11 protein-coding genes are annotated in these 12,608 nt (G+C 56.0%); 7 read left to right on the forward strand and 4 right to left on the reverse strand.

All coding sequences use genetic code 11. The features are described 5' to 3' along the window. Positions 1-46: 46 nt before the first annotated feature. Complete coding sequence (locus FN633_RS10840) at positions 47-622, reverse strand: flavin reductase family protein (protein WP_154057716.1); 576 nt, start codon at positions 620-622, stop codon at positions 47-49. Positions 623-849: 227 nt separating this feature from the next. Between FN633_RS10840 and FN633_RS10845 the strand changes: the two genes are divergently transcribed. The 4 genes from FN633_RS10845 (at position 850) to FN633_RS10860 (ending at position 4,620) form a co-directional block, all read left to right on the forward strand. Continuing rightward, positions 850-1,566 carry an ABC transporter ATP-binding protein gene (locus FN633_RS10845; protein WP_154057717.1) on the forward strand — a complete coding sequence of 239 codons (717 nt, stop codon included), beginning with the start codon at positions 850-852 and terminating at the stop codon, positions 1,564-1,566. Beyond that, positions 1,563-2,531 carry an ABC transporter substrate-binding protein gene (locus FN633_RS10850; RefSeq protein ID WP_154057718.1) on the forward strand — a complete coding sequence of 323 codons (969 nt, stop codon included), beginning with the start codon at positions 1,563-1,565 and terminating at the stop codon, positions 2,529-2,531. Before FN633_RS10845 ends, FN633_RS10850 begins: the two co-directional genes overlap by 4 nt. Before the next feature lie 39 nt (positions 2,532-2,570). Further along, positions 2,571-4,226: an ABC transporter permease gene (locus tag FN633_RS10855; protein WP_154057719.1), complete on the forward strand. Its 1,656-nt coding sequence runs from the start codon at positions 2,571-2,573 to the stop codon at positions 4,224-4,226. A gap of 145 nt (positions 4,227-4,371) precedes the next feature. Beyond that, positions 4,372-4,620: a biofilm development regulator YmgB/AriR family protein gene (locus FN633_RS10860; RefSeq protein WP_154057720.1), complete on the forward strand. Its 249-nt coding sequence runs from the start codon at positions 4,372-4,374 to the stop codon at positions 4,618-4,620. Positions 4,621-4,669: 49 nt separating this feature from the next. Here the strand turns inward: FN633_RS10860 and FN633_RS10865 are convergent, their stop codons facing one another. The 3 genes from FN633_RS10865 to FN633_RS10875 form a co-directional block, all read right to left on the reverse strand. Continuing rightward, positions 4,670-4,882: a hypothetical protein gene (locus FN633_RS10865; RefSeq protein WP_154057721.1), complete on the reverse strand. Its 213-nt coding sequence runs from the start codon at positions 4,880-4,882 to the stop codon at positions 4,670-4,672. Positions 4,883-5,047: 165 nt separating this feature from the next. Beyond that, on the reverse strand, positions 5,048-5,335 hold the full coding sequence (locus FN633_RS10870) for a hypothetical protein (protein ID WP_154057722.1): 288 nt from the start codon (positions 5,333-5,335) through the stop codon (positions 5,048-5,050). A gap of 98 nt (positions 5,336-5,433) precedes the next feature. Next, the gene (locus FN633_RS10875; RefSeq protein WP_154057723.1) at positions 5,434-5,688 is read right to left on the reverse strand and encodes a hypothetical protein; all 255 of its coding nucleotides are present in this window, start codon (positions 5,686-5,688) and stop codon (positions 5,434-5,436) included. A gap of 340 nt (positions 5,689-6,028) precedes the next feature. Between FN633_RS10875 and treZ the strand changes: the two genes are divergently transcribed. From treZ to glgX, 3 genes are all read left to right on the forward strand, one after another. Further along, on the forward strand, positions 6,029-7,816 hold the full coding sequence (treZ, locus tag FN633_RS10880; protein WP_154057724.1) for a malto-oligosyltrehalose trehalohydrolase: 1,788 nt from the start codon (positions 6,029-6,031) through the stop codon (positions 7,814-7,816). After that, on the forward strand, positions 7,813-10,347 hold the full coding sequence (treY, locus tag FN633_RS10885) for a malto-oligosyltrehalose synthase (protein ID WP_154057725.1): 2,535 nt from the start codon (positions 7,813-7,815) through the stop codon (positions 10,345-10,347). The genes treZ and treY overlap by 4 nt, the downstream gene beginning before the upstream one ends. Before the next feature lie 97 nt (positions 10,348-10,444). Next, a complete protein-coding gene (glgX, locus tag FN633_RS10890; RefSeq protein ID WP_154057726.1) occupies positions 10,445-12,520 on the forward strand; it encodes a glycogen debranching protein GlgX in 2,076 nt (691 codons plus the stop codon). Positions 12,521-12,608 lie beyond the last annotated feature (88 nt).

Consider the following 12,608-nt stretch of genomic DNA (forward strand, 5'->3'; position numbering starts at 1 on the left):
AAAATGTTGCCTTATCTCCCTGCCGTTAACAGCAGGGAGCACGTCTCTACTTGTCGTTAACGCTCATCTGCTTACCGCTGGTGACAAATGTTCCGCCGCCCAGGTGGTGCAGGGTATTAAGCTTGTCATCATCAAACTGCCAGCGTCCGTTAATAAACGCGCGCTCATCGGCCGCAGCGGCGACCACCTCGCCAAACAGGGTATCGTACTTCTCCTGCGCGGCGGTGGCGGGGAGGAGACGGCACTCCATCCACGCCAGGCAGCGCTCCTCAACCACCGGCAGGTCTAACACCGGGCCTGAGATGACCGGAATACCGTAGCAGTTAAATTTATCCTCATCGCGACCGGTAACGCTCCCCACCGCGTAGGTCCAGTTTTTGGCCGCAACGCCGGGAACCACGATGCCGAACATGCCGCTGCGCTCAATCAGCTCCCGCGACCAGGCGCTCTTATCGATCACGATGGCAATGCGCGGCGGGGAGAACTCCACCGGCATCGACCATGCCGCCGCCATAATGTTACGACGATCGATCTGGTCGTCCCGGCTGGTGATCAGTACGGTTGGGCCGTGGTTTAGCAGGCGACTGGCGTGCTCCAGCGCAACGGGGCGGAAATAGCTCATTGTGACTCCTTATTCTGACCTTGCTGCATTAAAGGCTGCATGACGGATTAAATCAAGCCGCAACAAATACGTCATCGCATCGTCACAAAGCCTGCCTATAGTCGCCAGCAACTAAGTCCCAAAGAGGATAACAATATGTTTGCTCCCCTGTCTTTTGTACAGGTGAGTGCGGCCCGTCTGCATCCAGCGACGGGGCGTTGTCGGCTTCCTGTAGCAGGAGAGCGATAATGCACGCACTTACCCGTATTCGTCTCGAAGGTGTTTCGTACGCCTTTGCCAACCATACCGTTCTTCATCAGATCGATCTGCATATTGAACCCGGTAGCATCGTAGCCTTGCTCGGGCCCTCCGGCTGCGGCAAAAGCACGCTTTTACGCCTGCTGGCCGGGCTGACGCACCCTGCGGAAGGGGAGATCTGGTTCGGCGAACGGCAGGTCGCAAAGGCGGGCTGGGCGCTACCGCCAGAGGCGCGCGATATCGGCATGGTCTTCCAGGACTATGCGCTGTGGCCACATATGTCTGTGGCACAGAACGTCGCCTTTCCCCTCAAAATGCGTAACCTGCCGCGTGCCGAGCGTGATGTCCGCGTGGCCGAGGCCCTGACGAGAGTAGGGCTGACTGAGTTTGCCGAACGTAAACCGTCTGGGCTCTCTGGCGGGCAGCAGCAGAGGGTGGCCCTGGCACGCGCTATTGTCGCCCAGCCCCGGGTCCTACTCTTTGATGAGCCGCTCTCCAATCTCGACAGTGAACTGCGAGAGTCGCTGTGCCTGGAGATGTCGCGGATCCTACGCCAGTCCGGCACCACGGCGATCTATGTTACCCACGATCGCCGGGAAGCGGAATTGATTGCCGACCGTATTGTGCATCTCTCAGCGGGTCGCGTGGCAGCTACTGATTTCGTTACGAATGCATTAGTTACAACATACAATGGAGCTTTATCATGAAAGCAGTGACGTCTGTAATAAAAGGAGTTGCATTAACCATGGCATTGTCTGCAATAAGCATCTCCAGCGCGCAGGCGCTGACTGTCTATACCGCTGGCCCAGGATCGCTGGCGAAAGGCCTCGCGGCGGGCTATGAGAAGAAAACCGGCGTCAAGGTCGATATCTTTCAAGCCACCACGGGGAAGGTGATGGCACGCCTGGAGGCCGAGCAGGCCAATCCGCAGGCAGATATTCTTATCTCTGCGTCATGGGATACGGCAGAAGACCTGCATAACCGTGGCTGGCTGCTACCGTATCAGAGCCAGAACGCGGACAAAGTGCCTGCCAATCTAAAAACCAGCGACTATGTTGCCCAGGGTATCTCGGCGCTGGGTATCGTCTGGAACAGCAAGAGCGGTACGCCTGAGCCAAAAGAGTGGCAGGATCTCACCTCCGCAGACTTTAAAGATAAAGTCACCACGCCTGACCCGGCGCTCTCCGGCGCATCCCTCGATCTGCTGATCGGCCTGCAAAACGGCATGGGTGATGAGGCATGGAAGCTGTTTGAGCAGCTGAAGCAGAACGGCATGGTTGTTAGCGGGCCGAACGCCCAGGCGGTAACGCCGGTTATGCAGGGTGCTAAAGCCGCCGTGTTTGGTGCGGTGGACTATGTCTCTTACGGCAATATCGCTCAGGGTGAATCGCTGAAGGTGATCTTCCCGGCGAGCGGAACGGTGATGGCCCCGCGCCCAATGATGATCCTGAAAACCACCCAGCATGCCGACGATGCTAAAGCCTTTATTGACTACGTGCTCTCGCCAGAAGGACAGGCGCTGGTCGCCGACGCCTGGCTGATGCCAGCCCGCACGGACGTGTCCGCTAAGCGTCCGCTGCTTAACGAGCTGAAAATTCTGCCGACCACCAACGACGGCAACAGCGAGCGCAGCGACGTACTGAAACGCTTTAACACGCTTTTCGCGCAGTAATCACCCGGCGGGGGCAACCCCGCTTTCAGGATAGCCGTTGTGAAACAGAAATTAATTACCCTCACTACCGTGGCGCTGCTGGCGATCCTGGTCGCGCTGCCGTTGCTGTTTATTATCCTGCAGGCCATTTTTCCGCAGTTCAGCGCAGGCTCGCTGAGCGGGGCGTTAACGGGCATTGCGCCGCAGTTTCAGGATCCGCAGCTGCCTGCCATGCTGGGTGGAACGCTGTGGATTGCCGCAGGCGTTGCGCTGTTAAGCGCGTTGATTGGCCTGCCGCTCGGCGTCATGCGCGGGTTGTTCAATCTTCCCATGCCCAGATTGTGGGATCTTATCTTTCTCATCCCGTTTCTGACGCCGCCCTATATTGCCGCGCTCTCCTGGATGCTGGTATTACAGACCAACGGTTATCTGGATCAGCTAACCGGCATCGATCTTAACGATCTGCTCTTCAGCCGCAGCGGTATTGTATTGGTCATGACCCTGAATATCTTTCCAGTGGTCTATTTTGCCGTTTCGCGCAGCCTGCTCGCCAGCGGACAGCGGCTGGCGCTGGTTGCGCGCGTTCATGGGGCAACGGCGTGGCGAGCGTTTTGGCATATCACGCTGCCCATGGTTGCGCCCGCGCTGGCAGCGGGGATGCTGTTAGCCTTCACCCTGGCCATTGAGGAGTATGGCGTTCCGGCGGCGCTAGGATCGCGTTCAGGAGTAGTGATGATGACGGTGGGTATTGAGAAGAAACTCGCCGACTGGCCAATCGATCTGCCCGGCGCGTCGCTGCTTTCCATGGTGCTGATCGTTATTGCCTTAATCGGATGGGGGTTACAGCGCCGCCTGGTGGGGGATAAAGAGGTCACTAGCGTGACCGGCAAGCCAACGGAGAATATGGGGGCCACGCTGGGCATCGCCGCCGTTCCGGTAGTGACGGTGATGGCCTTAACCGGTTTTGTGGCGGTAGGGCTGCCAGGACTGTCTATGGCGGTGACCGGTGTGATGTCGACGCTGTCAGGCGGACTGGCCTGGAATAACGTGACGCCTCAGCACTATTTAGCGCTCTTCTCCCAGCAGGGGGATGCGCTTTCGGCGTTGGGCACCAGCCTGTCGCTGGCGCTGGGAGCATCGCTGATCACGGGTCTACTGGGGCTTCTCATTTCGTGGCTGGTTGTGGTCAGGCAGATAAAAGGCCGCAGCGTGCTGGATGCGCTGTCGCTCCTGCCTGCAGCGCTGCCGGGCATCGTCGTTGGCGTAGGACTGATACTGCTGTGGAACCGCACCTTCTGGCCGGTTTCGCCCTACAATACCTGGGCGATCCTGCTGCTCTCATACTGCTGCCTGCTTATGCCCTGGCCGGTGCGCTATATCACCAGCGCGCTACGCCAGCTGGGCGGCAATCTGGAGCCGGCCGCGCGGGTTCATGGCGCAAGCGCGCTACAGGCGCTGCGCTTTATCGTCATGCCGCTGGTCTTTCCCGCCATGCTGGCCGCGATGCTGATGGTGTTTGCCATCGCCTCACGTGAGCTGGTCACGTCGCTATTGCTCTCACCAGCCGGAACTCAAACCGTGGCGGTCTTCATCTGGCGGCAGTTCGAACAGGGATCGGTTGGGCAGGGGATGGCCATGGCGACCTTAACGCTGCTCGCCGGGCTGCTTCTTATGCTTACTGCACTGGCAATCATGCAGCGTAAAGGGCGGCACTGAGAATAGATTGCACAAAGGCGTTTATATTTTCGCCAATCGCAAGAGTGACTATTGCGGAGGAAAGCATTGCCGTCTACGTTTATCGCGGTGATTATTTTCTCTCGATACGTAGAGAGGCCAGTAACTTAAAATTAAAGGCATATTGATGCACAGCGCAACAACTGAAGATACGCTCAACACTTGGTTCGATCAGGGTAGTCAGGCTTTTGAAGCCGAACGTAGTCTCATTAGAGGACTCGCGCAGAATCTCAAAAGTAACCGGATTGAGGTGAATAATAAGAATCTAATTCTGGCCCTGATCAGACTTCTCGAAACAGAAGATGATGTGATCAAGCTCGATGTTTATCGCAACGCGCTTGAGCTTATCGTCCAGAAAACACCAGACGATTTGTAATGGTATTTAAAACGCCCCGTATCGCTTTGTCAGGATAGGGGGCGTTGTCTTATAAAGGTTTTACCAGACGGGCCCTGAGGTAGCGAATGCAGCCTTCCAGAATGTGAAGCTGCTGCTTCTCTTTTACCATCACGCTACGGGCGCGTAGCACCATCATAAGATTGTCCGCATTTACCGGCAGACGTGAATTCATTAGCCAGGCCGCCGCCTCACCAATGATCTCTTGAATATTTTCAAGTAAAACATGTTCATCTTCGTTCAATTGCACTCTCAATGCAGATAGGGAATTGTCTTCCAGGCATGGTAGCCAAGATCAAATTTACAGAGAGCATTTGGGGGAACATGCTTAAAGCAAGTCTGATTAGAAGTGTAAAAACAGCAAAAAACCTGTTAATCGTACCGATCAGACAGGTATCACTGACTGAGACTAGTGTTTATAGACAGTAGTAGGGTGATTCAGAACAGCGTCGCGTCTGTGGAGCTTTAAGGATCGGGAAGCGCTGGAACCGCTATCGGGGAGCATTTTAAACTGATGAACACCATTGATGGCCGTACGAAAAGCTTCACGTCTGCCATGGTCGTTTTCATCATGGAGACTCTCCTGCAACTGACCGAGAAGGGCATCGAAAGAGACATTGTCATCAGCTTCAAGAAGCGACATGATGGCTTCACCCATCACTTTATCTACCAGCCTTTCCTTATCATTTTTGCTCATTGAGCCTCTCAGTATTTATTTGGCGCTGGACTTCATATCATTCTAGCAGTATGCCCGCTTATACCAAGGATTGACAGGTATATTACGCGGTTTGCCAGTCAGAACTGATCATTGCGCAGAATTATGCGCATGAGATCGCTGAGATGCGCTTGCATGATGGGATGGGTTTCAGCTTCGATGCGCGCAACCAGTTTTAAACAGATCGTCCTTCTGCTGATAATTTGACCATCACGCAACAGGGCGATGACGATATCTCCCAGCGTCTCTTCCCGTGAAGGAATATCCTGCATCGCTACACACACGCCCGTATTGACATCGTTACCCTGTGTGGCTTTTACATCTTTCTCGCACATGTTGCGTTTCCGATCCACGTTGAATCATATTTTCGCTGATTGAATTTTGTCTAACCCATTCAGCCAGTTTATTTTGTTGCCTAATAATATCGATAAGAAACGGTAAAAGAAAAGAAATCTGATATTTTTTTACCTTACTTACCTAGGGGGTAAGGCGTAACTCCTTTATTAAAATACGGTATATCCCATTTAGCATCGTACTTAAACCTTCCTTAAGTAGAACTGCACCTCCCTTTTTGTAGCATAGGCTATGATTTTATTTACACACGGTCAGGAGAGGTAACACCCCGAACACCGTTTTACACCCTTTCGTCACGTCTGCGTTTATTGAGGTATCTGCATGGAGTCCAGATCTTTTCTTAAAAGCTGGGGGGCCGAGTTCGTGGCCGCTGACACAGTGCGTTTTCGTGTGTGGGCGAGCGGTCAGGAGAGCGTTACGCTCAGGCTCTCAGGCAAGGAATTTAAGATGAACCCGGCCGGTGAAGGCTGGTTTGAATTTTCCACTACCGATATCTCCCCTGGTGCGGAATATCACTATGTTCTCGCCGATGGTACCGCGTTGCCGGACCCGGCGTCCCGAGGGCAAAAGGCCGACGTTAACGGCCCTTCGCTGGTGATCGATCCAGAAAGCTACCGCTGGCAAAACACGCAGTGGCAAGGGCGTCCGTGGGAAGAGACCGTTTTTTACGAGCTGCATGTTGGCACCTTTACCCCTGAGGGGACGTTTAGGGCCGCCATCGAGAAGCTGCCTTACCTGGCTGATATCGGGATTACCGCCATTGAGATCCTGCCCGTATCGCAGTTTGGCGGCAACCGGGGCTGGGGTTATGACGGTGTGCTGCTCTACGCGCCGCACTCGGCTTACGGTACGCCGGACGATTTCAAAGCCTTTGTCGATGCCGCTCACGGCTACGGCATTTCGGTTGTGCTCGACATTGTGCTGAATCATTTCGGTCCAGAGGGTAACTATCTGCCGCTGCTATCCCCAGAGTTCTTCCACAAAGAGCGCATGACGCCGTGGGGGCCGGGCATTGCCTATGACGTGGATGCAGCACGTCGCTATATTACTGAAGCGCCGCTCTACTGGCTGAAAGAGTTTAACCTCGACGGATTGCGCTTCGATGCCATCGATCAGATCGATGACAGCGCTGAGAAACATGTCCTGATAGAGATTGCCGAACGCATTCGGGCTGAGATTACTGACCGACCTGCACACCTGACGACGGAAGATTGCCGGAACGTCATTTTCCTACATCCTCGTGATGAAGCCGGTTCGACGCCGCTGTTCAGCGGCGAATGGAATGATGATTTTCATAATGCCGTACACGTGTTTGCTACCGGCGAAACCCATGCCTACTATCAGGATTTCGCCGATCGGCCGGAGAAATACGTCGCGCGTGCGCTGGCGGAGGGGTTTGCCTATCAGGGAGAAGTCTCGCCTCACTCTGGCGAAGCACGCGGTGTGGACAGCACCGGGCAGCCGCCGGTGGCGTTCGTTGACTTTCTTCAGAACCACGACCAGACAGGCAACCGTGCGCAGGGTGAGAGGCTAATCTCCCTCGCTGGCGTTGAGCGTACCAAGGTGCTGCTCGCCGCGCTGCTGCTGTCTCCGCATATCCCGCTACTGTTTATGGGCGAGGAGTATGGCGAGAACAATCCGTTCCTGTTCTTTACCGATTTCCACGGCGATCTCGCCAAAGCCGTACGTGAAGGGCGAGCGAAAGAGTTCGCCGGGCATGATGGCTACGACGGTGACAGCGTGCCCGATCCGAATGCCGAGAGCACCTTTATGCAATCGAAGCTGGACTGGAACAAACTCGAAAGCCACGAAGGGCGCGCCTGGCTGGAGTTGACTCGCGCGCTGCTGCGCCTGCGCCAGCAGAGGATCGTGCCGCTGTTGGCGACCGCCGGGGGCAATTCCGGTCGAGTGATTAAAACAGACGAAGGATCCTTTGCCGTGAGTTGGACGTTCCCGCAGGGAACGCTCTCGCTGGCGTTGAATATTGGCGAGCGTCATCAGACGCTGCCGGACTTACCCGGCGAAACCATTTTTGCCTGGCCGAATGCGGCAGATGAACTGCCGCAGAACTCAATTGTTGTTCGCCTTGCATCAGGAGAAGCAAAGTGAAGATCCCAACCGCGACTTACCGTATCCAATTTCGTAACGGCATGACCTTTGACCGCGCCGCTGCCCTTGTGCCTTATCTGCAGCAGCTGGGCATCAGCCACCTTTATGCCTCCCCGATCTTTACCGCCACCGCCGACTCGACGCATGGCTATGACGTCACGGATGCTAACGAGATCGAGCCTGCCATCGGTGGCCGCGAGGGCTTTAACCGTATGGTAGCCGCCCTGAAAGAGGCAGGCCTTGGCCTGATTCTGGATATCGTTCCGAACCACATGGCGGCCTCGCTGGAGAACGCCTGGTGGCGCGACGTCATTGAACACGGTGAACAGAGCCGCTATGCCCGCTATTTTGATATCGACTGGTCGCGTCGCCTGACCCTGCCGTTCCTCGGTGATACCTTTGAGGCCGAGCTGGAGAAGGGCGATATTCGCCTGCAGGCCGATCCTAAAACAGGTAAACCCGCCTTTGCCTATTTTGAGAGCTTCTATCCGCTTTGCCCGGAGAGCTATCAGGGGCGTGAAGAGGAGGTGTTGCAGCTCGCTGATAAAGCAGAGCTTATCGCGCTACATGAGCAACAGCCTTACCGACTGATGACCTGGCGAGATGCGCCGCGCGATCTCTCCTATCGTCGCTTTTTCGAAATTACCGGTCTTGTCGGGGTTCGCGTTGAAGATGAGGCCGTCTTTGATGATAGCCATCGCCTGATCCTTGAGTTAGTGCGCAGCGGGGCGGTAGACGGCCTGCGGGTCGACCACGTCGACGGCCTTGCCGATCCTAAAGGCTATCTGAGACGCCTGCGCCAGGAGGCCGGAGCCGACTGCTACCTGACCGTTGAGAAGATCCTGGGTAAGGGTGAACATCTGCCGGACGACTGGCCAGTATCGGGCACCACGGGGTACGAATTTATTGCCGCGCTCTCTGATGCCCTGGTCGATGACGATCGGCTCGCCGCGCTGCGCAAAGCCTACGAAAAGACCATGGAAAGGCAAGTGGATATGCGGGCCGAACTGCGTGCGGCCAAGCTGCTAATGGTTGACCGCAACTTCGAGGGTGAATTTACCACCTTGCTAAAGCTGGCGCTTGGCCTTGCAGAATCAGAGAGGTTCGCAACCGAGCAAGCCACAATGCATGCCGCGTTACGCGAGCTGCTTGTGGCCTTCCCGGTCTATCGTACCTACGGTACTCAAGAGGGCCTGCCAGCTGCCGATGCGGAGCTGCTGCATAAGGTAGTGACCAAGGTTAAAGCCAGCGAAAATGCACCGGATCCCGAGGCGCTCGACTTTATCACCCGAATTCTTGCGGGCTCGCTTTCGAGTGCGGTATCGGATAAGGCCTCGCTGTTCCGCACCCGTTTCCAGCAGCTCACCGGCCCGCTGATGGCAAAATCCGTAGAAGATACGCTCTTCTTCCGCCAGAACATGGGCCTGGCGCTTAATGAGGTGGGTGCCGAGCCGCTGCCGCGCATGTTCTCTCTGGATCGTTTCCACGCTGAGATGAAAACTCGGTTAGAGAAGCAGCCCGATGCGCTGTCCAGTACCTCGACCCACGATACTAAACGCGGGGAAGATACGCGTGCTCGCCTCTACACGCTGACGGAAGCCCCGTCGCGCTGGGCGGTATGCGTCGGTCGCTGGCGGGAAATTAACCAACATAAAGTGGTCGAGCTTGAAGATGGTCCGGCACCGAAACCCGCCGGGAAGTGGATGCTGTACCAGGCGCTGGCGGGCGTATGGCCCGTGACGCTGCAGCCCGACGATGCAGAAGGGCTGAAGGCGCTGGAAGATCGCTTCCTGGACTTCGTTGAAAAAGCGCTGCGGGAAGCCAAGCTGCGTACCGACTGGGTGGACAATAACGATCCCTTTGAGAAAGCGATGCTCGACTATGCTCGACACCTGCTTTCGCCGGACAACCAGGCCTTCCTACAGGACTTCGTGAGCTCACTCCAGCCGTTTATTCGTGCTGGCCTGGTGAACAGTTTGACCCAGACCGCTATCAAGCTGACCGCGCCAGGGGTGCCGGATATCTATCAGGGCAGCGAGGCGCTTAACTTTAGCCTTGTCGATCCCGATAACCGTCGCGAGCCGGATTTTGCCACGCTGACCCAGCAGCTACCTGCGGATGACCAACCCGTTATCGTCACCGAAGAGAGCTGGCAGAGCGGTTTCCTGAAGCAGCAGGTTATTGCCAAAACCCTGCGCCTGCGTCAGCAAAAACCGGCGCTGTTCCGCTATGGCGACTATCTGCCGCTGACGGTAACGGGAGAGCGGGCGGATCACGTTATTGCCTACGCCCGGGTTAGTACCCGGATCCGCGGCGGCGACGCGCTTATTGTTATCGCCCCGCGTTTGGCGTTGCGGCTGCCCGACGATGCGGAAACCGCATGGTTTACCGATACCACCATTGCGCTTCCTGAGTCACTGGCAGGCCGCCGCTACCGCAACATCCTCAGCGGAGAAACGCTCTCCCTGGACGAACGAATTGATTTAACCAATATCATCGGAGATGTACCGCAAATTTTGATTGCTGAATGATTATTCAACTGAATTTTTGCAGCGCTTAATCGCGCCTGGTTACTTATTGCCTAAAGGAATGTGCCCTTTGAAGTCCACATTCTATGGAGAAGAATGAATGAAACACCATAATACCTACCAAATCCTGCCGGGGGATTATCACCTTCTCGGCGCAAACTACGATGGTGAGGGTGTCAATTTTGCCCTTTTCTCGGCGCATGCAGAGCGCGTTGAGCTTTGCCTTTATGACCCCAGCGGCAAACATGAAATCGGTCGCATGGACCTGCCGGAAAACACTCACGAAGTCTGGCATGGCTACGTGCCTGGCCTGCAACCAGGGACACTGTATGGTTTCCGCGTGCACGGTCCTTTCGATCCGGAAAACGGTCACCGCTTTAACCCCAACAAGCTGGTTATCGATCCCTATGCCCGTGAGCTGGTAGGCGACGTGGAGTGGAATGAAGCGCATTTCGCTTACGACATGCTGCACGAGGATAAGGATCTGACCTTTGATAAACGCGACAGCGCGCCGTTTATGCCGAAGTGCCGGGTCGTTAACCCCAATGAGTTTGACTGGCAGGATAACAATCGGCCCAATATTCCGTGGTCGCAGGCGATTATCTACGAAACCCATGTGAAGGGGTTTACCCAGCTTAACTCGGCGCTGCCGCAGGCGCTACGCGGTAACTTCGAGGGGATGGGCCACAAAGCGACCGTGGACTACATCAAAAACCTCGGCATTACGTCGGTGGAGCTGCTGCCCATTCACTGGTTCCCGGACGATCAGCACCTGCTGGATCGCGGGCTGAAAAACTTCTGGGGCTACAACACGCTTGGCTTCTTTGCGCCAGCCTCCCGCTACTTTGGGCCAAAAGGCATTCAGGGCTTCCGCGACATGGTGCGCGCATTCCATGACGCAGGTATCGAGGTGATCCTCGACGTGGTCTACAACCACACGGCGGAAGGTAACGAGTTGGGTCCAACGCTGTCATTTAAGGGTATCGATAACTTCTCTTACTATCGCACCATGCCCGATCAGCACCGCTACTACATAAACGACACAGGTACCGGCAATACGGTTAACACCTCCCATCCGCGCGTGTTGCAGATGGTGATGGACTCGCTGCGCTACTGGGCAGAATCGATGCATATCGACGGCTTCCGCTTCGATCTCGGTACCATTCTGGGTCGTGAGCCGGAAGGCTTTGACCAGCGCGGCGGCTTCTTTGATGCCATAACCCAGGATCCGGTGCTCTCTAAACTTAAGCTGATTGGTGAACCCTGGGATATCGGACCGGGCGGCTATCAGGTGGGTGGATTCCCGCCGGGCTGGGCGGAGTGGAACGATAAGTATCGTGATACCGTGCGTGAGTACTGGAAAGGCGACAACGTCGCCCAGGATTTTGCCTCCCGCCTGCTGGGCTCTGGCGATCTCTACGACATCCGCGGTCGTCGCCCGTGGGCGAGCGTTAACTTTATCACCGCCCACGACGGCTTCACGCTTAACGATCTGGTGTCGTATAACGAGAAGCACAACGAAGAGAACGGCGAGGATAACAACGACGGCCATAACGATAACCGCTCTTACAACTATGGGGCGGAAGGTCCCACCGACGATGAAGGTATCAACGCGGTCCGCGAGCGGCAGAAGCGTAACTTCCTCGCCACGCTGTTCTTATCCCATGGCACGCCGATGCTGCTGGCCGGGGATGAGTTTGGCCGTAGCCAGATGGGTAACAACAACGGCTACTGCCAAGACAGCGAGATCTCCTGGGTACACTGGGACGATCTGCCGCCCTCCAGCGAAGCGCTGCGCGAGTTTACCCGCAAGCTCATCAAGCTGCGTGCGGAGCAACCGCTGCTACGTCGCGAAAGCTGGCGCGATGGCCTGCTGATCGAGTGGTTCAACGCCGAAGGCGGGATCCAGCAGCCTGAGCACTGGCATGAGGGATCGGCGCTGGTGGTTTATATCAGCCGCCCGGATTTGAAACCCGAGGAGGGGATCTGGCACGACGTGCTGATGCTGCTCAATCCGTTTGAAGAGAGCATGCAGTTCCGTATTCCGCAGCCAGGGGAGAGCGGCTGGGTATTGGAGTTGACGACCTTTGATACAGAATCTCGCGGCACTGTTATCAATAGCGAAACGGACTTTATGCTGGAAGGGCGCAGCATCGCGCTGTTCAGAAGGCCATAGGGTAAAGAGTTAGCAGCGCTTACCCAAGCGCGGATCGATGATAAACGGCTCTGCTTTTACACTCAGCAGGGCCGTTTTTGCATTAATA

This window comes from Pseudescherichia vulneris, from assembly GCF_902164725.1.
Taxonomy (GTDB): domain Bacteria; phylum Pseudomonadota; class Gammaproteobacteria; order Enterobacterales; family Enterobacteriaceae; genus Pseudescherichia; species Pseudescherichia vulneris.